28 protein-coding genes are annotated in these 24,197 nt (G+C 49.7%); 13 read left to right on the top strand and 15 right to left on the bottom strand.

The genetic code is table 11. The features are described from left to right. Positions 1–58: 58 nt before the first annotated feature. The 4 genes from IPM39_12405 to IPM39_12390 form a co-directional block, all read right to left on the bottom strand. Positions 59–616 (bottom strand): transposase, encoded by a 558-nt coding sequence (locus tag IPM39_12405; GenBank protein MBK8986855.1) that lies wholly within the window; start codon positions 614–616, stop codon positions 59–61. Next, a complete protein-coding gene (locus tag IPM39_12400) occupies positions 579–1,382 on the bottom strand; it encodes a transposase (protein ID MBK8986854.1) in 804 nt (267 codons plus the stop codon). Before IPM39_12400 ends, IPM39_12405 begins: the two co-directional genes overlap by 38 nt. A 194-nt stretch (positions 1,383–1,576) precedes the next feature. After that, positions 1,577–3,355, bottom strand: coding sequence for an SLC13 family permease (locus IPM39_12395; protein ID MBK8986853.1), 1,779 nt, complete (start codon positions 3,353–3,355; stop codon positions 1,577–1,579). A 457-nt stretch (positions 3,356–3,812) separates the two neighbouring features. Further along, positions 3,813–3,977 (bottom strand): hypothetical protein, encoded by a 165-nt coding sequence (locus IPM39_12390; protein ID MBK8986852.1) that lies wholly within the window; start codon positions 3,975–3,977, stop codon positions 3,813–3,815. Positions 3,978–4,217: 240 nt separating this feature from the next. Here IPM39_12390 and IPM39_12385 point away from each other — a divergent pair, with 240 nt between their 5' ends. The 4 genes from IPM39_12385 (at position 4,218) to IPM39_12370 (ending at position 10,028) form a co-directional block, all read left to right on the top strand. Beyond that, positions 4,218–4,916, top strand: coding sequence for a transposase (locus IPM39_12385; GenBank protein MBK8986851.1), 699 nt, complete (start codon positions 4,218–4,220; stop codon positions 4,914–4,916). Positions 4,917–5,099: 183 nt separating this feature from the next. After that, positions 5,100–5,531, top strand: coding sequence for a transposase (locus IPM39_12380; protein ID MBK8986850.1), 432 nt, complete (start codon positions 5,100–5,102; stop codon positions 5,529–5,531). 1,297 nt (positions 5,532–6,828) lie between these two features. Beyond that, entirely contained in the window at positions 6,829–7,449 is a 621-nt protein-coding gene (locus tag IPM39_12375) for a TetR/AcrR family transcriptional regulator (GenBank protein MBK8986849.1), read from the top strand. After that, the gene (locus tag IPM39_12370; GenBank protein ID MBK8986848.1) at positions 7,446–10,028 is read left to right on the top strand and encodes a hypothetical protein; all 2,583 of its coding nucleotides are present in this window, start codon (positions 7,446–7,448) and stop codon (positions 10,026–10,028) included. The genes IPM39_12375 and IPM39_12370 overlap by 4 nt, the downstream gene beginning before the upstream one ends. 812 nt (positions 10,029–10,840) lie before the next feature. Here the strand turns inward: IPM39_12370 and IPM39_12365 are convergent. The 3 genes from IPM39_12365 to IPM39_12355 all read right to left on the bottom strand — a co-directional run bounded on the left by IPM39_12365 (position 10,841) and on the right by IPM39_12355 (position 14,274). Next, the gene (locus tag IPM39_12365; GenBank protein MBK8986847.1) at positions 10,841–12,235 is read right to left on the bottom strand and encodes a hypothetical protein; all 1,395 of its coding nucleotides are present in this window, start codon (positions 12,233–12,235) and stop codon (positions 10,841–10,843) included. 383 nt (positions 12,236–12,618) lie between these two features. Continuing rightward, the gene (locus IPM39_12360) at positions 12,619–12,831 is read right to left on the bottom strand and encodes a hypothetical protein (GenBank protein MBK8986846.1); all 213 of its coding nucleotides are present in this window, start codon (positions 12,829–12,831) and stop codon (positions 12,619–12,621) included. A gap of 234 nt (positions 12,832–13,065) precedes the next feature. Further along, the gene (locus tag IPM39_12355) at positions 13,066–14,274 is read right to left on the bottom strand and encodes an ABC-F family ATP-binding cassette domain-containing protein (protein ID MBK8986845.1); all 1,209 of its coding nucleotides are present in this window, start codon (positions 14,272–14,274) and stop codon (positions 13,066–13,068) included. 6 nt (positions 14,275–14,280) lie between these two features. Between IPM39_12355 and IPM39_12350 the strand changes: the two genes are divergently transcribed. From IPM39_12350 to IPM39_12330, 5 genes are read left to right on the top strand one after another with little or no spacing between them, the layout of a single operon-like run. After that, positions 14,281–14,655 carry a transposase family protein gene (locus IPM39_12350; protein ID MBK8986844.1) on the top strand — a complete coding sequence of 125 codons (375 nt, stop codon included), beginning with the start codon at positions 14,281–14,283 and terminating at the stop codon, positions 14,653–14,655. Between the two features lie 36 nt (positions 14,656–14,691). After that, a complete protein-coding gene (locus tag IPM39_12345; GenBank protein ID MBK8986843.1) occupies positions 14,692–14,985 on the top strand; it encodes a transposase family protein in 294 nt (97 codons plus the stop codon). Between the two features lie 5 nt (positions 14,986–14,990). Further along, the gene (locus tag IPM39_12340) at positions 14,991–15,605 is read left to right on the top strand and encodes an IS66 family transposase zinc-finger binding domain-containing protein (GenBank protein ID MBK8986842.1); all 615 of its coding nucleotides are present in this window, start codon (positions 14,991–14,993) and stop codon (positions 15,603–15,605) included. Then, positions 15,494–15,748 carry a hypothetical protein gene (locus tag IPM39_12335; protein ID MBK8986841.1) on the top strand — a complete coding sequence of 85 codons (255 nt, stop codon included), beginning with the start codon at positions 15,494–15,496 and terminating at the stop codon, positions 15,746–15,748. The genes IPM39_12340 and IPM39_12335 overlap by 112 nt, the downstream gene beginning before the upstream one ends. Further along, on the top strand, positions 15,745–16,431 hold the full coding sequence (locus IPM39_12330) for a transposase (protein ID MBK8986840.1): 687 nt from the start codon (positions 15,745–15,747) through the stop codon (positions 16,429–16,431). The genes IPM39_12335 and IPM39_12330 overlap by 4 nt, the downstream gene beginning before the upstream one ends. On the opposite strand, the gene IPM39_12325 is transcribed toward IPM39_12330, so the two are convergent. From IPM39_12325 to IPM39_12310, 4 genes are all read right to left on the bottom strand, one after another. Next, positions 16,432–16,896, bottom strand: a complete 465-nt coding sequence (locus IPM39_12325; protein ID MBK8986839.1) for a hypothetical protein — start codon at positions 16,894–16,896, stop codon at positions 16,432–16,434. It lies immediately after the preceding gene. Between the two features lie 52 nt (positions 16,897–16,948). Then, positions 16,949–17,440, bottom strand: coding sequence for a hypothetical protein (locus IPM39_12320; protein ID MBK8986838.1), 492 nt, complete (start codon positions 17,438–17,440; stop codon positions 16,949–16,951). A 19-nt stretch (positions 17,441–17,459) separates the two neighbouring features. Further along, positions 17,460–18,695, bottom strand: coding sequence for a hypothetical protein (locus IPM39_12315; GenBank protein ID MBK8986837.1), 1,236 nt, complete (start codon positions 18,693–18,695; stop codon positions 17,460–17,462). A 453-nt stretch (positions 18,696–19,148) separates the two neighbouring features. Next, on the bottom strand, positions 19,149–19,631 hold the full coding sequence (locus IPM39_12310) for a hypothetical protein (protein ID MBK8986836.1): 483 nt from the start codon (positions 19,629–19,631) through the stop codon (positions 19,149–19,151). A 72-nt stretch (positions 19,632–19,703) separates the two neighbouring features. Between IPM39_12310 and IPM39_12305 the strand changes: the two genes are divergently transcribed. From IPM39_12305 to IPM39_12295, 3 genes are read left to right on the top strand one after another with little or no spacing between them, the layout of a single operon-like run. Then, positions 19,704–20,288: a transposase family protein gene (locus IPM39_12305; protein ID MBK8986835.1), complete on the top strand. Its 585-nt coding sequence runs from the start codon at positions 19,704–19,706 to the stop codon at positions 20,286–20,288. Further along, the gene (locus tag IPM39_12300; GenBank protein MBK8986834.1) at positions 20,210–20,434 is read left to right on the top strand and encodes a hypothetical protein; all 225 of its coding nucleotides are present in this window, start codon (positions 20,210–20,212) and stop codon (positions 20,432–20,434) included. The genes IPM39_12305 and IPM39_12300 overlap by 79 nt, the downstream gene beginning before the upstream one ends. Then, on the top strand, positions 20,431–20,634 hold the full coding sequence (locus IPM39_12295; protein ID MBK8986833.1) for a hypothetical protein: 204 nt from the start codon (positions 20,431–20,433) through the stop codon (positions 20,632–20,634). The genes IPM39_12300 and IPM39_12295 overlap by 4 nt, the downstream gene beginning before the upstream one ends. A gap of 163 nt (positions 20,635–20,797) precedes the next feature. Here IPM39_12295 and IPM39_12290 read toward each other — a convergent pair whose 3' ends face one another. Then, positions 20,798–21,007 carry a hypothetical protein gene (locus IPM39_12290; protein MBK8986832.1) on the bottom strand — a complete coding sequence of 70 codons (210 nt, stop codon included), beginning with the start codon at positions 21,005–21,007 and terminating at the stop codon, positions 20,798–20,800. Positions 21,008–21,361: 354 nt separating this feature from the next. Beyond that, positions 21,362–22,045 carry an NAD(P)-binding domain-containing protein gene (locus IPM39_12285; protein MBK8986831.1) on the bottom strand — a complete coding sequence of 228 codons (684 nt, stop codon included), beginning with the start codon at positions 22,043–22,045 and terminating at the stop codon, positions 21,362–21,364. A 113-nt stretch (positions 22,046–22,158) separates the two neighbouring features. Between IPM39_12285 and IPM39_12280 the strand changes: the two genes are divergently transcribed. Beyond that, positions 22,159–22,725, top strand: coding sequence for a TetR/AcrR family transcriptional regulator (locus IPM39_12280; protein MBK8986830.1), 567 nt, complete (start codon positions 22,159–22,161; stop codon positions 22,723–22,725). Positions 22,726–22,943: 218 nt separating this feature from the next. Here IPM39_12280 and IPM39_12275 read toward each other — a convergent pair whose 3' ends face one another. Both IPM39_12275 and IPM39_12270 read right to left on the bottom strand, forming a co-directional pair. Further along, a complete protein-coding gene (locus IPM39_12275; GenBank protein ID MBK8986829.1) occupies positions 22,944–23,291 on the bottom strand; it encodes a transposase in 348 nt (115 codons plus the stop codon). 420 nt (positions 23,292–23,711) lie between these two features. After that, positions 23,712–24,110, bottom strand: a complete 399-nt coding sequence (locus IPM39_12270; protein ID MBK8986828.1) for a hypothetical protein — start codon at positions 24,108–24,110, stop codon at positions 23,712–23,714. Positions 24,111–24,197 lie beyond the last annotated feature (87 nt).

Below are 24,197 nucleotides of genomic sequence, written 5' to 3'. Positions count from 1 at the left end.
CACATTGAGACCCTGTTTACGAATCGTGGAAATATAGGTGCGCAGCGAACAGAATTGTTCAGCGCCTTCCCAACTGCGAAAAAGAGCCTGAGATTTTCTGCTGAACCTTCATCATTCTGATGTCTCGTTCAGCCAAGTTGTTATCAAACGGCACCTTAAAATCATGGACAAAACGCAAGATAGCCTCCTGCTGCTTGTCAAATCGTTCTACCAGATTACGCGCCTTTGTTTTTTTGCGCCGCCCTCGTTTGACAAGGGGCGGATGTTCATCAGGTAACAGGTTTTCCTCTAAACCGAAGGCAACAATGGTGTCATACATTTGGTGGATTCGTTGCAACTGCTCGATTGACAATTCGGTTTCCCCTGCCTGATAAGCTTCGGCAACCAATTGTTTGGCCGATAACAAATAGACAATCATCAGTGCTGCCCATTGCTGTTGATCGTTCTCAACCAGAGCCGTCAACTCGCGCAAATGATGGGCATTGCACAAGGCATGAAGCAACAATTGATACTTGAAATAGGTCGCCCAGTTATCGTGAACAAGGGCGCCGGTGAATTCAGGCAGAATGCCAATGGCGTCAGTCGCCTTTTTTGCCCCGACTTTGATGCGGTTCATAATAAGTCAATTCTGGGGTGCTGACGGTATGGAGCCAAGCTCTTTTTCCACTGATATAGAAGCCTGTCTCATCAGCATGACCGACTTCGGCCTTTTTGACGGCTTCTTTAATGGCTTGTGTGGCTGGCTTCACATTTTCTGCGGCCGTCTCTAAAAAGTTTTGCAATGAACCAGTGGAAATGGGTAATTCAAACAGGTCGGCCAACATCTGTCGCTCTCGTTCATACGGAATGAACTGCTCATTGCGCAGATAAACTGACAACCGCTTGACTTGCGAACCATATTGCACCGGGTTGGTCACATCCGCTGGAAATTCACCGGTTGTTGCTTCACCACAACAGGGACAGATGATGGTTTCGGCTTGGTGTTCGATGGTCACATAACGCAATGGCGGTAATTCAAAGACCTGTCGTTTAGCAACTTTACTGGCTACAATTTCTTCGGACAATGGGGCTTGGCAATGGTCACAGCGGGCTGGACGATGCGGTTCAATGAAATCTGGTTTGGGATTGAACTCAAGCGTATGCCCTTCATGTCCTTCCTGACCACCAGCTTTGCGCTCTGTTTGTGGCCGTAGACTTTTGGGCTTAGGCTTCTGTCGGCCTTTATCGCGGCTGGACGGCCAACTGGAGTTGTGGCTATTTTGACCAAGCAACTCGACTAAATGCTTGATTTGAGTCTCAGCAACGGTCAACTTTTCGCGGAGTTCTTGGACTTCTCGCTTAAGTTGCTTGTTTTCTGCTCGCAGTTGTTGCACTTCGTCCATGCTTATCATTTATACCACAGGTTTTAGACCTGTATAGTTACTTTGGTTCAAATATACATAGCACCCTCAAACGGCTTGAATGTTGCGTACATCCCAACGCAGGGTGGTACACTGACCCTGTTCAATTGTCGTCTGATCGGCCTAGAAGCTGATGGAGGGGACTGGCGTGGGCATGGATGTGGGCAATGGCGTGATCATTTTAGCGGCCACAACAGAGGCGTCATGACAATAGCCAGCAGGTACACGACCACTGTCAGTAGCCCGCCGACCCGCAAAAAATCCATGAAGCGGTAGCGCCCCGGCCCATACACCATCAGACAGGCTGGCTCCAGCGGCGTCAGGTAGGAGGTGCTAGCGGCAATCGCAATCATCATAGCAAATGTGCGTGGATTCAGGCCCAACTGCACCGCCGTTTGCAGCGCCACCGGGATTACCACCGCGGCTGCGGCCTGATTTGACATGGGTTGAGTCAGAAGTACGGTCAGCGCAAAGAATCCGGTCAGCAGCCACAGTGGATTCCATGTTCCCACCAGCGCTGTCAGGCGGTTGGCGAGGAACTCCGCCGTGCCGGTGGTCTGCATGGCAACACCCAAAGACAGCATACTGCCAATGAGAATGAGTACCTTCCATTCCACTTGACGATAGGCGTCGTCGGGCGTAATACAGCGTGTCACAAATACCAACAGCGCTCCCAGCAGCATCGCCACCGGCAGCGCGACAATTTTCAAAGATCCCAGCAGCAGCGCTCCTCCGAAAATTGCTATCACTGTCCAGGCCCGGCGGCGGTCGAAACGTTGCGCATCCACCATGCCCAGCACGCTGAACGTGTTTTCAGCTTGCAGCCCTGCAATCTGTTTTGGATTGCCCTGCACCAGCAGGACATCTCCCATTTGTAGGCGGGTGTCAGCAATCTTGGTATGAACGACCCCTGTACGCCGGTTGATAGCCAAAATTTGAACATGGTACCGTTCTCGTATCTGTAAACCCTTGGGCTTGCGTCCAATGAACGGGGAGGGCGGCAGTAAAACCACCTCGGCCAGGCGCAGTCCATCCCCCTGCAAATCCACATCTGAAAATTTAGCATCGGCCTGGATGTCAATCCCGGCAGTATCTTTGATTTTTAAGATGGCGTCTGAAGCGCCTTCCACCAGCAGCGCATCACCGGCCCGCAGGACGGCCTCAGCCGGCGGATCCAGTTGGCGTTGGCCTTCGCGGATAATCGCCAGAACCGTCAGGTCAAAATTGCGTCCCAGGGCGGACTGCGCCAATGTACTGCCATCCAACGGTGAGCCGGGCAAAATCCGCAGTTCGGCCAGGTAGGGGCGCAGGTCGAAGCTCTCGGTCAATGTTTCCGGCGCGGGGTGTTCGGGAATCAGGCGCTGTCCGATGAACAGCATGTACAACACGCCTGTGAGAAACACGGGTATACCAACTGGGGCCAGTTCAAACATGCCAATGGGCGCCAGACCAGATTGTGTCATTAAACCGCTCACGACGACATTGGTTGAAGTGCTGATCAGCGTTATCGAACTGGCTAGAATGGCGGCAAAGGCCATCGGCATCAGCAGGCGCGAGGCGCTTATTTTGGCGCGTTGACTCAGTCCCAAGATTACCGGCAGGAAGAAAGCCGCCGCAGCGGTGTTATTGATGAAGGCGCTTAATCCTCCTACTGCCAGCATCGTTGCCGGCAGCAAGCTGGCAGGGCGTTTGCCGGTGAATTGGAGTAGTTTTCGGCTCACCACTTCTACCACGCCGGTGCGCATCAGGGCAGCGGTCATAATCAGGATGCCCAGCAGCAGCATGACGGTATCGCTGCCAAAGCCGGCGAACGCCTGCTCCATCGGCACCAGCCCCAACAGAATCAGGGACAGCAGTACCCCCAGCGCGGTCACATCGGGCGGAACCCACTCAAATGAAAAAAACAAGAGCGCGACTGCCAGGATTATCAAAAGTAGCAAAATGGCTAAGGTCATGGACTTATCACTCCTCAAATGTACATGGATTTTGCGCTCTGATCGGATTGGAACTGATCTATGGTGGGCGACAGGCTGAGTATGGCGTACCGTCGGGATACGTGTAAAAAAGACCCGCTTTCGCTAAGATTTTTGGACAAATCCGCACAGAAACGGCCTCAAAAACATTAGCAGGGATGAATTTTGACTCTTGTAACCTGTATTAGCAGAAATATTTGGCCTATTTTGATCGCTTTTATATCTGCTACGATCGTTTAGACGCCATTTTGGTCTCAAAAATGAGCAAAAAGTAGGCCAAAGTGGGTATTATTTACACGTATCCCGACGGTACGCCAATACCTCAACCGCAGCTAGAGCGCAAGCCCTCCGAGGACTCGCGCCAGCGTCGCCTGGAACCAATGTTAGGCGGGTTGCCCGCCTGACGCTGGCCTTTTTTCCAGAGTAAATTTGTTAAAACTTATGCCGAAGCCGCCTGATTTGACCGGGTAGGGCGGTGGCTGCTGCCTGAAAGTTTGCTGGCAAACGGCCGTTTCACTTCCATATTCTTATGCCACTGCCGACGGCCGTTCTTACCCAACATCTCATGATTCCCCACAACCTCAACCAGCCGACATCGTTTCACGCCTTCAACTTTTGCTGAGCGAGACGCTCGTTTTTCGCCTAAAACTCTTTCTATTCTCTTGCTTATCCTTGGTCAACCAACCTGCCCTTATAACGCAAAACTCCTTGCCATTGACAAACTGTTTTGCCGAAGTTGGTTTGTGCTAGCCTTACTATCTGGAGTCTGGCGAAAAGTGGATCACAAGAGGCTGACAGATTAAGATAACAGTTCCAAACCAAAATCTAAATCTGGAGCAACCTCTTGATCAAGCAGATTGTACAACATTCGACCAAACTCATTCAATTTCTTGCCCTTTTACAACTGACTCTCGCAAAACCACAGTGTCGTCATGTTTTAGCCATTGCCGATGCCGCGATTGTCTGCGAGTCGCCCCACAAGACATTGACCACCCTATACGACTTAATCGTCGACGGGCGACATCCCTCGAATGCGGCCGATTGCTTGCGCATCAGCCCCTGGTCTGCTCAGGATTTGCGTGGTGCGCTGCGTGAATTCACGATTGGCGACCTGATACAGTTAGCCAGTGTCACAGGTGAGAAAGTTATATTTGTCAGCATCGACGATTCCTTGACGGCCAAAGACAAAGACACCACCTGTCAGGAAGCTGTGGACTGGCATCATGACCATACCCGCAGTCAGGGAAAAAAGCAGGTTTACACCAACGGAACCCAACATGTTGAAGTCCGCATTCAACTGGGCAACCAGGCGTATGTCTTCGGTTGGGGTCTCTACCTGCGCGAGAAAACGGTGCGCCGCCTCAATCGGAAACGGTTAAAAGGACGCCGCCTGGCCTTTCGCAGCAAGTATCGCATCGTGCGCTCCATTCTGATGGAGTTGAAAAAGCTGCTGCCCGCCGGTTTTACCGTCTATGTTCTTTTCGATAGTTGGTACGCTTCCAACAACCTCTTAAAATTCTGCCGTCGTCAGAGCTTGCACTGAGCGAAGTCGAAGTGGTTGGCATGTCATTTGTGCCATCAAATCCAACCGGACGCTCGACGGTATCAAACTGCCTGAATGGAACCAACGCCTTAAGCACCAGCCGTACACACCGGTTAATCCGGCGGCTACAGACCAGCGAAAACGGCCTACCTCGTTCGCGCCCGGAAGGGCAGACTCAAGAACGTGCCGTTTGAGGTCTGTGTCCTCATCAGCAAGAGGCACCGTGGGGACAAGCGCCCCAAGTATTTTCTGTGTACCGACCTGTCGTTGTCGCCGCAGCAAATACTGACTTACTATCAGAAGCGTTGGCCGATTGAGGTGGATAACTACTATGTCAAGCAACTGTTGGGTTTGGGCGACTTTCGCGTACAGTCTTATGAAGCAACGGAGAAGTGGTTTGCCATCATCTTTCTGGCCTACACCTATCTGCAATGGCGCTTGAATCACGCTCAACCAGACGAACGTTTTAAGGTGGTCGCTGATGTGATTCGACATCACCGACAGCACCATGCGCGTCAAGTATTGGAAGCGGCGTGTAAATTAGCAGCCACTTGTGGAGACATCGAGCAGGTATTGGCGCGTTTCATTGGCGCCGAACAGCCTGCCCCGGCATAACCGACCAGACTTCTCCCCCAGCTTGAAGACATGTACGCTAGAATCAGTGCGTCACTGATTCGCTGTGCAGCCCTGCCACTGCGACAGTTAGCAGGCAAGACGATATAGGTTTTTAAAGGTTCGGTTGAGTGACGCTAGCCTAAAATCGCCAGAGTCCAGTTACTATTTGTTTAACGGCGTAAAGAGAGCGAGGTTATAGCTAGCAAAACAATGCTTATTCCTAGAATCACCCAAGACCATATTGCTGGATACACTATGAGCGGGTAAAGGAGCAAACCAATAGATATACCAATTAACAGCATTACGGCCATAAAGCCATAAGTCCGTAGCCGATGGCGAGAGTTCTCACTAACCTTATTTGAATCTTTCTTTATCAAGACCAAGCGTCCTTTAATACTATCAATCTATACCAAACCCATCCATGGGTTTGATAGGGAGGGAAAAAGCATGCTCTCAAACGTGCTTTCGCTAATGATGAACCTGCCCTAACGCCAGTTTCAGGCGCGCTGGCGCGGGTCACCAGGGCCTTTGCCATTCACCTGAGCGGTAGCTGTCCGAGGCATCGCGCCAGCGTCGCCTGGAAACGTTGTTAGGCGGGACGCCTGACCAACGCCTTTGCCGGCTTGCCTGAGCGAAATTGTTAATGCTTTGCGCCGGAGCGGACTGACTGGACTGGCTGCGCCGCTGGCTACTGCGAAACATTATAATGGAAAACGGTCGTTTCCCTTCCACCACTTTTGCTATCCAAACCGGCTGTTCTTACCCAATATCTCATGATTCCCCAAAACCTCAATCAGACTGTGGCGTTCGCCGTCCACAACTTTTGTTGAGCGTGACGGCCGTTGACCACCCAAACCTACGCCACGAGAAAACAATAAAAGAGTGAACGGCCGTTTCCTTTCCAAACCTTTTGCCACTCTCCAAAACCTCGCCCAATCTGCACCACGAGAGCCGACCACCGTTTTGGAAGAACTGTGACCAACAACCTGCAAAAATAACTGGACAGCAGCCCGCCCTAACTCGCTGTTCTACGGGTGCCCGTCAGATTTTTGCAAGTACCCATTTCAAGTGGATGATGCTGATTTCAGGTAGGTCAAACGGCAAAATGCGAAGCAGTTTGATGCACAAAATAGGCTAGGTTGCTTATTTGACAGGCTGTTTTGGCTGTTCAAGAGGCTAATTTTGGCCGTAAGCTGCTCAAAAACCACCCATCTAGCGTTTACGCAAAAATCTGACGGACACCCCTGTTCTACAGCTTGTTTGACAGGCAATAAATATCCATGATATGATTCGTATCATGAATACGGATTCGACACGCCCTTACGAAAGTAAGATACGAAAACGGCAAAAACAACAGACGCGCACGCGCATCCTGGAAGGATTGATCAAGGTAATGGGCGATGGTCTGGCCGATATCTCAATCCCGGCCGTCGCCAAGGCGTCAGAAATATCCATTCCCACGATTTATCGCTACTTTCCGACCAAACAAGCCCTAATCAATGCCTTACCAGCCTATCTGGCCGAGAAAATCGGCGCCCCCACATTAGTACCACAGCCCGATTTGGAAAGTTATCTGGCAACGATAAAAGCATTTTACTCGAATGCGGACAAGATGGATGAATCGCTGCGGGCGGCAGCTCTGAGCGAAGCGGCGGGCAACATCCGTCGTACCACACGGCCGGAACGTCTGCAAATGGTAGAAGATATGCTGACGCCGTTCATAGCCGACTTACCGACAGAAGAACAAAAACGGTTGCGGAACATTGTTCTTGTTTTGGCGACTTCAGTTGTTATTCGTGCATTTACCGATTATTTAGACCTTTCCTGGCAAGAAGCAGCCGATCATGCGGTGTGGGCTATCCAGACATTGGTGAATGAGGCTTCTGCTACTGCCCAGATCACAGGAGAAAATGAATGACCGTTGTCACGTTACCGGTAGCACATAGCCTATCCTCAGTTACTTTGATTGGTGGAAAAGCAGTCAACCTGAATCGTTTGTTAACCGCTGGCTTTGCTGTACCTGCCAGTATAGTCGTTACCACAGAAGCTTACTGGGCTTTTGTTACGGCCAACAAGCTTGATGTTTTTTTTCAGGCCAGGACAGGCAAGCCTGTTTCAGACGAGACTATATGGCAACACTTTTTGGCTGCCAGTTTACCAGGCACACTATCTGATTCGATTTTGAATGCGTATCACAACTTGGGGAATAAATTGGTTGCTGTTCGCTCCTCGGCGACAGCGGAAGATTGGGAGGCAGCCAGCTTTGCGGGACAGCATGACAGTTTTTTGAACGTTCAGGGTGAAACGGCCGTTCTTGAGGCTGTGAAAAAATGTTGGGCCAGCCTATGGATGGAGCGGGCAGTTGTTTATCGCAACCAGCGTGGTATTGATTCACATCAGGTAAGCATGGCGGTCATAATACAGCCAATGATAGCCGCAACCTGTTCTGGTGTACTTTTCACCCAGGACCCCCTTACGCTTACTCAAAAGACAGTCGTCGTTGAAGCGGTGCCTGGTCTGGGCCAGGATTTGGTAAGTGGGCAGGCCACACCGGATCGATACATTGTGAACCGGCATAGCAAGGAAATTGAAAAAATAACGACTCAGAAAGAGCTGCCTGTTCTGACCAACGCCCAGGTCCAGCAATTGGTTGTTACCGGATTGGCCGTCGCTGAGTTGTTCGGCACTGCTCAGGATATTGAATGGGCTGTAGAAAATAACAGCTTCTTTCTTCTACAAAGTAGGGCCATCACCACAAAGGCTCCTCGTATACCTCTGACGCCATTACCACCCTATGAAATCAATGTACCCGGTGATGACAGTTGGTTGCCGGAAGAGGCGATATCTCATCCCTTTGATTTGTGGACACGGGCAAACTTTGGTGAAGTTCTTCCTAATCCAGTCACCCCTTTGACGCTTTCCAGTTTACAGATGATAGGCAATGCCGCAGAGGTGCAGTTAGCATCTGGCGAGAAGGTGCAGATGGCTCGACGTATCTATGGGCGCATTTATGCCAATGAGGGGGGAATGCGACAATTTGTGGCCGATTTAGGACTACCTACATCCTTTATTGATGCTACCTGGGGCAGCAGACGTCCTGATTTACCACCTAAAGCGGGATTCCGACCGTGGCGGTTGCTGACTAAAGGCCCCCAACTTATCTGGCAAGGGTTGAAAAGTCAACGACAATCTTCTTCCCCAAAGCCACTCTTACCCAGAGATGAGGCTGAACTGTACCGGCAAATTGATGTCTGGACAGATGAATTCCAACAGGGCGACCTGTCAGGCATGAGTGAAGAAGAAGTGTGGTCTACTATTCGCACTGTGTGGGAGCCGCGCCGCGCCGAGGTGTACCAGCGGCATGTCACGGTGAGTACGGGAGCTTTCCTTTCATTTGCCCCGTTGGAATGGATGACAAAGAAGTGGGGACATGATGCCCGGTTGGCTCAAACCTTAATTACCGGCCTGAACGGTGTCTACACCGCGGAAATGGGTCCGGCCCTACAACGGCTTGCTCAGGCATTGCACGATGCCAATCTGGTTCACGTTGTCCGGGAAAATCCGCCCCAGGCCGCGTGGGATAAACTGCAAACTTTGCCAGAAGCAACGGGGGTACGGGCATTGCTTGAGCAATTTTTGCATGATCATGGTCACCGTTGTCCGGCAGAACCTGAAATTTTGCTGCCCCGTTGGGTCGAAGCACCAGAGCAGGTTATTGCCTTAGTGGCCGGATATGTAGGGGATATTGGGCAACGAGACAAACAGGAACATTCATCTGCACAAGTTGCTCAGCAAAACATGGAAAAACAACTGGGCCTCATCCGCAGAGTTCTGTTTCGCCGGGTGTTGCAACAGGCGCAAAATCAGGTGCGCCGCCGTGACAACAGCCGTCACTTTATGGCTAAGCTGGAACTATCTCGCCGTCAGCTATTTATGGAGTTAGGGCGCCGTTGGCATGAAAGGGGAATTCTATCTGTCGCCGAGGATATTTTCTTTCTTACCCATGACGAAATTGACATTGCAGTGAGGGGAAGCACGACAGCTACGGCTGAATCTTTATTGGAGCGTACAGCGGAACGACGGAAGGCTTATGAATTCTGGTGCTCCTATCCAATCCCAGAGGCGCTCGATTCCGAGGGCCGACCTTTACCTAACCTCGCATTATCCGCGGAACAGGGTCTTCAAGGCATCCCGGCCAGTGGCGGTATGGCTACTGGTCCTGTGCGAATTGTTCACCAGCCTAACGAGGCTGCACGGCTACAACGTGGTGATATTCTGGTTACGCTGGCTACAGATCCAGGTTGGACACCTGTATTTCCACTTGTTGCTGGGCTAGTTTTAGTTTATGGGGGGCAGTTGTCACATGGCGCCATTGTTGCGCGTGAGTATGGTGTCCCGGCTGTGGTAAATGTTCCTGAGGCAATGACCCGGTTGCATGAAGGAATGATCGTGACTGTTGATGGCAGTAACGGCCGTGTTTTGTTTTTGGCAACGTAAAAGTGGCTCTCCCGCAATTTATGTGATCAGATTTGATCCAATATGGTTTGATCCGTTGACAACAAGTTGATCAGTCGAGCACATTATACAATTCAGGTAGACTAAAGAAGCTACTGTCCGCCTTTTCACACAAATCGCGGGAGAACCTGACAATGGGGGTCACTATAGACAATGGTACTCAATAATGTTAACGAAAAGTCGATTATGCACAGCATTAGATTACTTTTCTTCGCCAATCTTTGATATATAAGACATTGTTGTTATCTAGTTGAATTACACTTCGAGAACGTAACAATAAAGACGTTTCTAAGCCGTATTTATCAATTTGGCCCAAAATCAGAATACGGCTTTTTTTATGCCACATTGAATAACATTTTGAGCCAAATTCGGCACTGAAGGTCATGATTTAGTTCAAAATACCAAGTATTAGGGAGGTTTTCAATAAATTTTGTTCGATCTGCCTTAATTTCCGGTCTGACTCAGTTCAAAGGCGAGTGATGAACACAAAGCACGGTTAAAATCAATGAGGAAAGTGCTTAATGTGGCACATTTTCTGCCATATTCTGATTTTGGGCCGTCTAGGGATGGAAAACGGGCTGCTGGAGCAGCCCGTTTTTTTGCCTATTATTCTTTGATTTAATACGGCCGTTGGTCTTCATTTAGCTCGGTCGCTAACAGCAAAAAGCTGGCATTCACACCATCGCCGCCCTGAGCGAGACACCGGCTGCTAAATTATCTGGCATTCTGCAAGCCCCAGCCTGGCGCGCTGAAGCGATTCTGACCGAGGCGAAGGGGAGATAGAAATCTGCGGACTACCGAAGGTGGTCGTCTGGCGTGTTGAGCCAAACCGCAAAGGCACACGTTTGCCCTACCAGGTTAAACTCTTGTACGATCCCGGTTCCCGGTTGTGCCACAAAGACTGTAGCCCCAGATGGCAGCAACAACCATTCCCCTGTAGCAGAAAAAGCGTGGCTTCTTGCCTGATCCCAATCAGGTGTTTGTTTGCTCCAGGCATAACGAACTGTTTCGCCCGTCTGCAAAGCGTACAATTGCATTTCCTCAGAAGCCGCTACAACGAGAAAGTGCCCATCGGGGGAAATTTCCAGTTGGTGCAACGAGGCCGAAGTTAATCCGGGCACATAACTAATCTGCTCCGTTTGCAGGTTGATCACAAAAAGAACGGCGCGCGCCGGCGTGCTTGGGTCGGTGGCGCTCACCAGAACAATCTGCGGATGAGAAGCACTCCCCCTGGCATTGATCAAAACAACGTCGTCTGGATTGCTGTCATACCCTTGCTCAACAAGAGCGCTTTTCGCTTTTTCCCCATCCAGCACAACACGCGGCTCAGACGCGTCGTCAAGCTGCCAAATGACAAGTTCTGTGTGTGTCCCGCCTAAAGCAGGCAGCCCATCTGTGGGACGTAAATAACCTACCCGGTTTTCACTCAGCCAAAAAGGCGTCCCGCCTATATCAACTTTCCCTTCGTTTTCTCCCAGCCTGTCTTTTATCTGGATTGTCCAATCTGCAAAGTCCCAAACCAACTCTTTACCGCCCAGAGGCGAGCGAAGCAGAAATTCGTCGGCCATGACGAAGTCGCAGGCGCCTGTTTGGCATCTGGTTGTGTCAATTTGGAATAAAGTGTAGGGTTCGTCCGTTTGATGGGCGTAAAGCTCGTTGCCTGAAGAAGAAAAAACGGTTAGCTGTGGCAACATTACGTAACGATCTTCGGCGGTGAAAACCAGCCTTTCCTGGCCATCTTGCCATAAGAAGATGTGGAACTGGGCTTGTCCGGCGTCATCAATTTCGTTGCCGTAAATGAGAAAGCCATCGTCGTTTTCCAAAGGGTACAGTCCCTGAATGGCAAATGTGATCGAGTTGAGCAGATCAGATGGTTTTTGGCTCCATACCTGTCTACTGGCGTCAAATCGCCAGTATTGGATACCGGCGTCATCCTGGCATACCAGCATAGGATCGGCTGGTAATGCGGCGCTGCTGAATTCTGCAGCGCCGTTCTCTGCCGTTAAGTTGGTTGGCGGTGGCGCGTTGTCATGCAATGGGTCCGTTTCCCGGTCGCTTTTATTCACTTGAGAACGGCAGGCTGATGTCAGACTTGAAATAAAAATGAACACAGTGATCAATATAAGATTTGACTGGTATGATTGAGTTTTCATTTTTCCTCCAACAGATATGAAAATGCTTGCATTCACAGGTACTCTTCTTTCTCGTTCTAACGTTACTACACTGTTAAACGAGTTTTCTTTACTTTCGCACTTGGTCTGTCATTCCGAGCGAAGTCTTCGGAGCGAGGAATCTCTCTCCTCTACAAGCGGCAGAGATTCCTCGTCGAAGACTCCTCGGAATGACACGACGAAGTCTAGATTATTTTGTTAACGGTGTATTACGGGTGTAGATCTTTCTCTTTTACTTTTATTGTTGACAATCGGATGGGATAGAAATTGGAAGAGGATCTGGTGGAATACACCAACAATCATATCCAGCTTGCCATTCCGCACAAATAACGCCAATGCCTGGGATTACAATAAGGCGAAGACAATTTTCGTAATGGCAACACCACCTGACGTATGCACAATTACCCCATGCGCAACAGTTTGGGTGGGTAACTTGAGCAACCAATAGCATTTATGCTTGCTCCTCCACCTTCAAGGTCAGAAACCTCGATTACTGTATTATTATGCAGGCTTGATGGGGAATTGAGATAATCTTTGGCACCGGTAACCTTGTGGGCGGATATACCTATAGTTACCATGAGAAATAGTAGTAAAATCTTTGCGAATTTTGACATGGCTCACCTCCAAATACCTCTCGCACAATTGTTCAACAAGAAGTGTAGGTCTGGGGGTCGGCGACTGGTGGCTTGTATGCACCTACATAATCAATTTCAGAATAAAATAACCAAAGTTTTACGGTCAATAGGACTGTGGTCCTGGTAGATCGCTGGCAAAAACCGGGTTGCGCCAGGACGTTGTTCGGACCTTTTGAAAATAGAAAGTGTGCCAGCCAACCAGGGTCTTATCTCTTAAGCCAGGGTGATGTGCAAACGGCCGTTTTCCACCACCCACACTTCCTCCGCAAAACGCTCAATAAAATAACGGTCGTGGACCACGGCCAGCACTGTGCCCTGGAACTGGCGCAAGGCCTCCTCGAACTGAGTGCGGGAGGGGATGTCCAGATGGTTGATCGGCTCGTCGAGCAGCAGGAAGTTGCAGCCCTGGGCCACCAGGCAGGCCAGCGCCAGCCGGGAGCGTTCGCCATAACTCAACTGCCCCGTTGGCCGCAGCGGGTCGTCGCCGCTGAAGAGGAATTGGTGCAAGAAACTCCGCGCCTCCGTCTGATTCAGCGCCGCCACGCCTAAGATCGTCTCCAACGCGCTCTTCTCCGGGTCCAATAGCTCCTGCTCCTGCGCCATGTAGCCCAACTGTACACTGCCGCCCAGCCGCGCCCGGCCGGCCAGCGGCGCGATCTGCCCGGCAATCGTTCGCAGCAGCGTTGTCTTGCCGCAGCCGTTCTCGCCGGTGAGGACCACCCTCTGCCCCGCCTGCACGTACTGGTTCAGGTCCGTCAACAGCGGCGCGCCGCCGGGGTAGCCCACTGATAAACCCTCCAGCGCCAACACATCTCGCCCCAGGTGGGACGCTTCGTCAAACGACAGCTTCATCTGCCAGCTTCGCGCCGGTTTTTCCACGCGTTCGTCGGAGTCCAGGTAACGGTCCAGCTTCTTCTCGCGCGATTTGGCTTTACGCGCCACCTTCTTGGCGATCCCCTGGTAGAAATCTTTCGACTGCTTGATGTCTCCGCCGCCGATACTGACAGAACTGACTTGCCGTTCCGTGTAAGAGGCTCGCGCTTTGACGCGGATGATGTCTTGCTTCATCCGGCGGATTTCGGCGTTTTGGTCGCGGTAGGCGGCCCACTGTTTGTCTTGTTCGGCCAGGTATTGTTCCAGGTAGTCGCTGTAGTTGCCGGTGTATTCGCGCAGGTGGTGTTTGTGTGGTGTTAGCGGCCAAAATGAATAGCTGAAAACGAGGCATTTCGGCTGAAATAAATGGGGGCGTAGGTTCCTCCAAACCCCAAGGCCACTCCAAAGAGAGTGGCTTTTTTTCTTCTCAAACTGGGGGAAAGCCAGTAAGCTTGCCGCCCCATCCCAAGAAGGAGAATGGCATTCCGGCCCAGGCGGAACAAGGTCTGACCACCTGGGAACCACCTTAGTGGGCCAGAAGCCAACCAAACCAGCTTGATTGTAATTGCCTTTGGCCTGGATGTACAGGCTTACGTGGAAAATGAAGGGCACCAGCAGTGCCCCCGGCCGACACAGTGCCCCCACTGTGGGGCGGTGGGGCGCATGACCGGCCATGGCAGCTACGGGCGGAAGCCGAAAGACCTGGAGCGAGCCTACCAGATACGGGTCAAACGCTGGCAGTGCCAGCACTGCCAGCAGACAACGAGCTGCCTGCCGAGTTTCCTGTTGTCCTGGCGGCACTATCTGGTGGCAGTGATCCAGGCCGTTTTGGTGCAGCGGTTGGAGCAAGGGGGAAGTTGGTCGGCCATCGTCCGCCAGTGCAGCCTAGGGCTGTTTCAAAGTAAAAAGTGGCGTACAAGGTGGAATTGATGCAAAGTTTCCTAAATTCTACAAAAGCGAGGAAACATGCGAATCGAAATTCCACCTGTGTACACTATTTTTGACTCAATTCCTGATTGGCGCAAGGCAAAAGGGAAAAGGTACGGCTTGAAGAATTTGATCGAGTTCATCGTTTTGGCTATCTTGTGCGGGAAGAACAGCGCCCGGGCTGCGTCTCGCTGGGGAAAACACCTTCCGGCAGGCGTGAAAAAGCGGTTAGGTATCGAACTCGGCCAACGACAACTAGAATTACCCATCGTCTTGCCTCAAATAGAAATCTTACTTGTAACTATACAGGTCCAAAACCTGTGGTATAAATGATAAGCATGGACGAAGTGCAACAACTGCGAGCAGAAAACAAGCAACTTAAGCGAGAAGTCCAAGAACTCCGCGAAAAGTTGACCGTTGCTGAGACTCAAATCAAGCATTTAGTCGAGTTGCTTGGTCAAAATAGCCACAACTCCAGTTGGCCGTCCAGCCGCGATAAAGGCCGACAGAAGCCTAAGCCCAAAAGTCTACGGCCACAAACAGAGCGCAAAGCTGGTGGTCAGGAAGGACATGAAGGGCATACGCTTGAGTTCAATCCCAAACCAGATTTCATTGAACCGCATCGTCCAGCCCGCTGTGACCATTGCCAAGCCCCATTGTCCGAAGAAATTGTAGCCAGTAAAGTTGCTAAACGACAGGTCTTTGAATTACCGCCATTGCGTTATGTGACCATCGAACACCAAGCCGAAACCATCATCTGTCCCTGTTGTGGTGAAGCAACAACCGGTGAATTTCCAGCGGATGTGACCAACCGGTGCAATATGGTTCGCAAGTCAAGCGGTTGTCAGTTTATCTGCGCAATGAGCAGTTCATTCCGTATGAACGAGAGCGACAGATGTTGGCCGACCTGTTTGAATTACCCATTTCCACTGGTTCATTGCAAAACTTTTTAGAGACGGCCGCAGAAAATGTGAAGCCAGCCACAAAGCCATTAAAGAAGCCGTCAAAAAGGCCGAAGTCGGTCATGCTGATGAGACAGGCTTCTATATCAGTGGAAAAAGAGCTTGGCTCCATACCGTCAGCACCCCAGAATTGACTTATTATGAACCGCATCAAAGTCGGGGCAAAAAGGCGACTGACGCCATTGGCATTCTGCCTGAATTCACCGGCGCCCTTGTTCACGATAACTGGGCGACCTATTTCAAGTATCAATTGTTGCTTCATGCCTTGTGCAATGCCCATCATTTGCGCGAGTTGACGGCTCTGGTTGAGAACGATCAACAGCAATGGGCAGCACTGATGATTGTCTATTTGTTATCGGCCAAACAATTGGTTGCCGAAGCTTATCAGGCAGGGGAAACCGAATTGTCAATCGAGCAGTTGCAACGAATCCACCAAATGTATGACACCATTGTTGCCTTCGGTTTAGAGGAAAACCTGTTACCTGATGAACATCCGCCCCTTGTCAAACGAGGGCGGCGCAAAAAAACAAAGGCGCGTAATCTGGTAGAACGATTTGACAAGCAGCAGGAGGCTATCTTGCGTTTTGTCCATGATTTTAAGGTGCCGTTTGATAACAACTTGGCTGAACGAGACATCAGAATGATGAAGGTTCAGCAGAAAATCTCAGGCTCTTTTCGCAGTTGGGAAGGCGCTGAACAATTCTGTTCGCTGCGCACCTATATTTCCACGATTCGTAAACAGGGTCTCAATGTGTGGGAAGCATTAGGGTCTCTGTTTGACGATAATGTTCTCATGCCTCAACTCACACCTGTATAGTTACATTAAATCAACCATTCTGTGGTCTTGACAATGGGGGTAACTATAGGCATACCCCTGCCCTTGTACGCCGCCAAGTCCCATGGGAGTGGTAATGGTCAACAGGTTGCCGTTGTCATCATAACTGTAGGTGGTCGTCGTAGCGCCGTCGTTGGATGTAACCAGCCGGTTGACCGGGTTGAAGGTGCGGCTGACGCTGGTGGTTTGGCCGTTGACCTGCTCGGTGTAGGCGGTCATGTTGCCCGCTTCGTCATAGGTGTAGCTGTAGCTGGCGCTGACGTGGCCACTGTAGGCCGCGTTTACCAACCGGTAGAGCGGGTCGTAGGTGTATGCGATGCTCGTGTTGACCACTACTTCCTGCCGGACCAACCGGGCATACACATCCACATTCCCGCCTCGTCTATCCTCCCAGGCCAGCAAGTGGGTTCCGTCCCCGGCTGCGGCCAGCAGTTTGGTGCCGCTCACAACTCATAAGGAAACTCCCGTTTCCATGGAGAATTTTACTGCTCGGTAAGTGCTATGGCCTTAAACAACGATTTGCATCAGAGGGAGACATATGGCTTATAGTAGTGACATATGCAGATTGGTAATCAGTCAATTGTAGCAAAACAGAGTCAGGTAAATTGTAATAGGCTTGATTTGGATCAATCGTTTCTTCTTTAAAAACATGAATCGAAAACGTAAAAAGGCCATCATCACTTTCTTTGCGCCACATTTGTACAGTATCCTCAGACCAAATTGCCCATCCATTTCTAGAAAGTTCCGTTTTAAAAGCATCTAGTAATACATTAGGATCGCTTTCAGCACCATACCATCGATCACTTGCTTGACCAGCACATTTGCCTGTTGCACTCGATGTTGTAAATGAATGTGTGTACATTAAGGTTGAAGCCGGATACATAAGTTTATCGTATTCGGTAGTTATCAAATTTTCTGAAGAAACACATGCTGTTAAGGTCATTAATAAAATTGATCCCAACACAATAAATTTATTATGAATATTCGGCATGGTTCAAAAACCCATGAAGTTAGCTTGACACTTTAGGCGCCAGCCCCAATAAAGAAAGCGGGTCATCAGGTAAAGAGATACCCGCTAGTTGCGCCGGGCTATGACCTGCTCGTTTGCCCCGCAGAAAGGGGCGTACATTATGAAGGAAGCGAAACAAATCCAGGCAGCCCTGGTCGGTGTGCTTGCGCCGGTCAAGAATCGGTCTCAACAAACTATTGACGCATTCGGCCAACATGCTCCCGCGCCAAGGATGGGACAGCAGCGTCGTGACAGCCTCCCAAGCGGAGCCAAGCCGGCTGTCGCCCAGGCAAAGATAGGCGGTATCAAGCGCTTGCTGCCAAATCTGCTGTCGATTTTCTTTTTCGGGCAGCGAAAGGTGACGCCGTTTTTCATCGGCTTCGCATTGCCAGATGCGGCACAGGGCAGCTATGGCTTCAGAGCCGTATTGGTTGGTCAAAACTGCCAACTCTGGAGAGAGCAGTGCTTGATAAGTGAACAAGCTGGCTGCCCAGTTTCGCAGATTAGTTGCCAGTTTCTTGTAAATGCGACCCGAGAAGGTGGTCATTTGTTCACCCAAGACTTGCAAGTGAGCCATACCCTTTTCAGCATCGACCAATTGACCTGTTTCCAGATCGATGAGCGCGAAGTAGGCATCCACTTTACGGGCAATTTGGGCAAAAGCATCCAGCTTCTTTATTTTCTTGTCGGCCTCAGCCACCAATGCCTCCCATTTAGCAAGATGCTGCTGCAGGCGCTTGCTTGTTTGCGATTTGTCAAAGATCGCTTCTCGTTCTGCCACTTTGATCAGGGCGGCGTAGGCTTGCTCTTCCAAGCGGGTTGCTTGACCCCACATGGGACGCAGCAAGTGGTCCCAATCCAATTGATGGTGACTCAATGCGGCCGCTTTCACACCAGCTGCCAAACCGGTACCGGCATCGGAAGCAAACTGCCTGGTTTCGGGTACGTCCAGCAAGACACAGCCCCAAGTGTCGCCATCTCGTTCGTCCTGACGGGTCAAGGCATAGATGTAGAGCGAATCATTCCCCACCACCAACAGATTGGGCAACCCATTGGCGAATATCTCATCACCAGCCAACGTCTCGTTGCTCGCTGGTTCAAGCCGCTGGTTCACCTGTTGAGCGACATCTTCCAGGTCAGCCAACTCGCTATTGATCCAGCCCAACGAGACGCTTGTATCCAACATTTCGGACAAACAGGTTTTCACGCCACGTTGGCTGACTCCTTGTTCACTCAAAGTCAGCACACTCCGTTGCAGACGATTCTTCGTCACTACTACATCTCTGCTGGGGTTGCGGGCCATGCTGTCCAGGGATCATGGCGCGAATCAAGGCATCTCTGCCTGTGGTGGTCATGTCATACAGTGTCTGTCGCGACAGTTGATACGTTTCAGCCAATTGCTTTACTCTTCCCAAGGTCGGTTCGGCGACATCATCTCTATCACAATTTGCGCTCTTTCTGCGGGCACTATATCATCTCGGCTTTCAGCCACGGGTTTCCTCCTTTTGCATAAGCGGCTCTAGTAAAACCAATTATGCACTGGAAACTCGTGGTTTTCTTTTATCATTTTGTCAAGCTAACTTGAACCATGCCGAATATTCACTATTGACCTCACGGCGGGACTGGGTTAGTTGTATGGGATACCAGAGGTCGCGTACCAGAGAAATCCCACTCAACAGACCCAGCGCCCTCACGGCTTATTTTTATAAAGCGGCAAAAATACTGCAAAATCATTTGGGCTTCCAAAGAGGCTAGGGGTTTGAGCTTCTTGATAACCACTTATGCTACCGTAACAAGCTGTTACATCACATCGATATGCTGTGTAAATAATTATCATATCGTTATCATTCAAATCCATTAGATGCTCTGATTGTTTCCCTGTTCGTATGTCTGCCCACCAACGCAGATATGCAGCAGCATAACGAATGCCCCCCTCATCTGATAGAAGGGTTCGCAATCGCACACTTTTTTGATTACCGCCACCTAAATCAGGTAAGAATCCCTGACCCGGATAGTTTCGATTAAAATAATTTTCAGTTCTTACTGCAGGTCCTGCATGCATGTTGGCAATACCAGGAGCTGCACCATATCCGAATCCCTTTGGTTCCAAATAGGAAGCTAACCCAAAATACTCATGAAATCCTTCAAGGAGATCATTGCATATATTAGACATTATCCAAAATAAAAAGTAGCACCAAAAGGCTGTAAAATCAGCCGGAAATCAAAGAAAAAGAGGTGCTACCTGATGTTATCATACAGTAATCTACAAAAAGAGCCGAAACTGCTGCAAGCCTTCACAGGATTAGATGAAGCAGAGTTTCTGGAGTTACTCGTTGCTTTTGACAATGCCTGGCAAGCCGACGAAAGAAAAAGAGCCAGTAGACGCCTAAATCGAAAACGCAAAGCAGGCGGTGGTCGGAAACTGGGTCTTGAATTGATGTCCGACAGGTTGCTATTCATCCTGATGTATATGAAACTCTATCCCATCCAGGAATTGCAAGCATTTATGTTTGGGCTTAGTCAAAGTCAGGCCAACCGCCTCATTCAACGCACCGCCGATGTTCTCAAAGAGGCTTTGCAACAAATGGGACACCTACCCGAACGAGATGGACAACAACTGGCGCAGGTATTGGCGCAATGTGAGACCCTGACGTTCACGCAAGATGGGACTGAGAGACGACGACAGCGGCCCAAAAAGAACCAGGAAGTGTACTATAGTGGCAAAAGAAGTGTCATTCGGTCAAAAATCATCTGGTTGTTCATCCTGATAATCGGCGTGTCTGGTTTCTCAGCAAAACCGTCCCGGGCAGTAAACATGACAAAAAGATAGCTGATGAGGCGGCATTATCTTTCCCTGACCATGCCGTCGTTGAACAAGATACCGGCTTTCAGGGGTATGAACAAGATAACATCATCATTGTGCAACCAAAGAAAAAGGCCCGTGGCAAAGACCTGTCAACCGCCGACCGCTTTTGAATAAGGCTATCGCTTCTGGACGGATCATTGTGGAAAACGTGATAGCTGGTGTCAAGCGGTGCCGGATAGTTAAGGATGTTTTACGTAATTGGAAAACAAGTTTTGACGACCTGGTCATGGCCATAGCCTGCGGTTTACACAATTTACGTGTTTCATTCCGTCATGCAGTTGAGACCATTAACCTGCTCGATCTTATTTAGGATAATGTCTATTAAAAAGTGGTCTATCGGGCCCAAAATCAGAATACGGCTTTTTTTATGCCACATTGAATAACATTTTGAGCCAAATTCGGCACTGAAGGTCATGATTTAGTTCAAAATACCAAGTATTAGGGGGTTTTTAATAAATTTTGTTCGATCTGCCTTAATTTCCGGTCTGACTCAGTTCAAAGGCGAGTGATGAACACAAAGCACGGTTAAAATCAATGAGGAAAGTGCTTAATGTGGCACATTTTCTGCCATATTCTGATTTTGGGCCAACCAGGCCGAAGCGACGCAACGCTTCAACGGCAAAGAGTTGACCGGCTTCATCCAGAAGCCCTACAACGCCACCACCCTGATCAAAAAAGTACAACAAATCTTACAGTAACCGGATCACACACCTCACTCATCATCGGCTCGGCCGCCGATCACCCATGCCTATTCCGCCTCACGATATTTTTCCCGGGTTACCTGGTTGACTGACAAATCTCAGATTTTCACCGCGGAGAGCGCGGAGGACGCGGTGATTTTCTCTGGTACAGCCTCCGCTCTCTGCGTTCTCCGCGGTTAGATAAGTTTTGTCAGTCAATCAGGGCGAAGCCCTTAGGATCCGTAAATTTATTACTTCCCGCACTTGCTCAACTTTCTATGACCAGGATGCGGGAACTTATTCTTTTACGGACTCTTAGCGTAGGAAAGCGTCCTTTCACTACTAAAACCCCAATGCTTACTTCACAATTTTGAAGTTGAACATCCCAGTACCGAGTACACCAAATAGCCGAATCCAGATAGGCAGAACTTGTTCCGTACCGCGCGAATTCGTAATATCGCCCAAGTCAATTATATCCTTCCAGCCGAACCAACCTTTAAGCCACTCGGTCACTTGCGCTTTGGCGTCCGCATCGTTGCCACACACAAACAATGTATGATCCGCATTGGCAATCAGGCTAGGATTGACCATCAGGAAGGCGGTTACAGTGTTGAGGGTCTTTACCACTTTCACATTTGGAAAAGCACGCTGAATCTGTTCGCCAAGTGAATCGGTATTGCTGACTGAGAGCGAAGGCGGGCTACCTTTAGAGAAATCCAGTGGATTGGCAATATCTACGAGAATCTTGCCGTTGAGATTGGATTCACCAGCCAGTTTGAGGGCCTCCAATGAACCTGTGCCATTTGTGGCATTGAACACGACTTCACCGTGTTTGGCGGCATCTGCAAAGGTTCCGAGTTTAACGCTCGCGTGTTCTTTCTGCCAAACGCTGAATGCTGGAAAACCATATGGATGAGGCTCAATGTTCGCTTGTGTTTTCGCCACATTGCGCGTACCAACCATTACGTCATGTCCAAGTTCCGCCAATTTTCCACTGATGGCTTGACCGACCATGCTTGTTCCAAAGACTCCGATTTTCATTGTGTTACTCCTTTTTGGGTTGCGTAAAATTGTGAAACACGCTACGATACAAGTCTGTATCGAATAGTTAAACAATACAATACAGACCTGTATCGTGTCAAGAGGCAACTGATATGAAAAACGAAATCACTCCAAAAGATAAACTATTCCAAACCGCCGCACGTTTATTCTATCAACACGGTTATCGCGCCATCGGCGTGGATACCATCGCCGCCGAATCAGGCATCGGCAAGATGACTCTTTACCGTCACTACCCCTCCAAAGACGATTTGATTGTTGCATTTCTCAAAGATAGCAACGATGGTTTCTGGAATTATTTTGAGCAAGCCACAAAAGACATTCCTACCCCACGCGAAAAATTACTGGCATTCTTTCAAGGCTTGCAGGACTATGTGACCACCCCCGCATGTTGCGGATGTCCCTTCCTCAATGTGGCAACTGAATACCCTGAAACGGGTTATTCTGGTCATCAGGTTGCGCTTGAACACAAGCAATCTGTTCGCGCCCGTTTTCGTCAATTGGCAAAAGATGCGGGTGCAACCAACCCCGAAGCACTGGCTGATCAACTCTTTCTTTTAATGGACGGCGCTTATATGGCGTCGCGCATGTTTGGCAGAAAGAATCCCGCCATGTATGTTGCCGAAGCCGCGCAGGTTTTGGTTGACTCGGCTCTCGGATGATTTTGTATATCGTGCAATTGAGTTGGGTGCGGAAACCCGGCCACATGAAAGGATACTGCTGGCGAATTCAAAACAGGTCACAAATTGGTGTCGAGCCAACCCGATTTTGATTACTTTTGACCTTGAACGGATTAGTTTTATGACTTTTGAGCGATAAGATAATTCGCCAGCAACATCCTTTCATGATACTGCTGGCGAATTCCCATTTTGCTCCAAAATTAGGCAATCACGGATGCTGGCGCTAACCTGGCAAAGGAAGAAACTCCTGTTCGAGCCTGTGGTAACTCTGCCCACCACGCGCCTAAACGCAAAATATTCATTCCTAAAGCCGTCAGTATGTGTTGTAGACAAGTCTTAACCAAACCAACATGACGAGTACGTCGCAAGTCAGCAATGGCAATCCTTTGCGAAATAGTACCCTCCATACCAGCTCGTTTGGCATATGTTCGCCAAAAGCCATGTTCTTTCTGACGTTGACGAGCTGCACATAGCGCTTCATATCCAGCTTGCGGCCGAATGGTCAGTGTACGAGATAAGGCCGCAGACCGAGTACACTTGGCACGCACGAGACAACTCCTACAGTCTTGTTTGTGAAAGCTAAAAGGCCCAAAATCAGAATATGGCAGAAAATGTGCCACATTAAAGCACTTTCCTCAATGATTTTAACCGTGCTTTGTGTTCATCACTCACCTTTCTATTGACACATTCCGGCTGTGCGCTGGCGCTCTACTCTACAAAATACCCATATTGCCCCATAAGCTGTTTGATACGAGCGATGAAAATATCGCGCGCCTGATTCGTTGGCATATCAACTCTCCTTGCGACTATTTTATCGATATGTAAACCTGACGGACAAGTAAGCCCGACTAACGGCTCGCGTTACCGGCGGCGGGTGGGTTTGGATTCATCTGCAAAATGGAAAAAGCCCAAAATCAGAACCAACTCATTTTGATGGTGAGAATCCCGCCGTCCGTGTGCACGCATTGTTAGACTGAGCCTGCCATTCTTGCTTTTTGAAGTCCAGCGATTCCCATTGCGATACACATCACAGATAGAATCAAACCAGGCCAGTGGTTATTCAAAAAAGTTGCCGCTGCTTCCATAAGAATAAACCATTTCGAAAACTCGATAAGAGAGTAGGCGGCCATTACCACTAAGAGCAACCCATTAAAGGCTTTCTGATAACCCTGCCTAAGTTGAAGGCGCTCCCGTTCCTCGTAACCGTTACTTCCACCGATTAGGCCACCTAAAACAGCCACCGTCAGCATAAATGACAGTAGTTCGAAATCTGGCAAGAATAGAAACGCAATACCGATGATCCCGACTATAAGTGCCAGAATATTCATGAGACGGTAATTCACTCTAGTCTTACTTATTGTGTTCATGATCCAGACCTTCTCCTTTCAGGGATTCGTCATTTGGCGAATTCCAATCATCTAGCAGGCTGTCGGAAAAATATCTTCTGAAGGCCC

The sequence above is a fragment of the Candidatus Leptovillus gracilis genome (assembly GCA_016716065.1).
GTDB lineage: Bacteria > Chloroflexota > Anaerolineae > Promineifilales > Promineifilaceae > Leptovillus > Leptovillus gracilis.
Note: the sequence above shows the minus strand (reverse complement) of the source record. Positions and strands in the feature narration are given on the sequence as shown.

Coding starts and splice junctions, on each gene's coding strand:
- IPM39_12375 (MBK8986849.1), top strand. CDS start 6,829: ATGAATACGGATTCGACACGCCCTTACGAAAGTAAGATACGAAAACGG.
- IPM39_12305 (MBK8986835.1), top strand. CDS start 19,704: ATGTTATCATACAGTAATCTACAAAAAGAGCCGAAACTGCTGCAAGCC.
- IPM39_12310 (MBK8986836.1), bottom strand. CDS start 19,631: ATGTCTAATATATGCAATGATCTCCTTGAAGGATTTCATGAGTATTTT.
- IPM39_12280 (MBK8986830.1), top strand. CDS start 22,159: ATGAAAAACGAAATCACTCCAAAAGATAAACTATTCCAAACCGCCGCA.
- IPM39_12285 (MBK8986831.1), bottom strand. CDS start 22,045: ATGAAAATCGGAGTCTTTGGAACAAGCATGGTCGGTCAAGCCATCAGT.
- IPM39_12345 (MBK8986843.1), top strand. CDS start 14,692: ATGCGAATCGAAATTCCACCTGTGTACACTATTTTTGACTCAATTCCT.
- IPM39_12270 (MBK8986828.1), bottom strand. CDS start 24,110: ATGAACACAATAAGTAAGACTAGAGTGAATTACCGTCTCATGAATATT.
- IPM39_12370 (MBK8986848.1), top strand. CDS start 7,446: ATGACCGTTGTCACGTTACCGGTAGCACATAGCCTATCCTCAGTTACT.
- IPM39_12400 (MBK8986854.1), bottom strand. CDS start 1,382: ATGGACGAAGTGCAACAACTGCGAGCAGAAAACAAGCAACTTAAGCGA.
- IPM39_12360 (MBK8986846.1), bottom strand. CDS start 12,831: ATGTCAAAATTCGCAAAGATTTTACTACTATTTCTCATGGTAACTATA.
- IPM39_12340 (MBK8986842.1), top strand. CDS start 14,991: ATGGACGAAGTGCAACAACTGCGAGCAGAAAACAAGCAACTTAAGCGA.
- IPM39_12405 (MBK8986855.1), bottom strand. CDS start 616: ATGAACCGCATCAAAGTCGGGGCAAAAAAGGCGACTGACGCCATTGGC.
- IPM39_12320 (MBK8986838.1), bottom strand. CDS start 17,440: ATGCCGAATATTCATAATAAATTTATTGTGTTGGGATCAATTTTATTA.
- IPM39_12395 (MBK8986853.1), bottom strand. CDS start 3,355: ATGACCTTAGCCATTTTGCTACTTTTGATAATCCTGGCAGTCGCGCTC.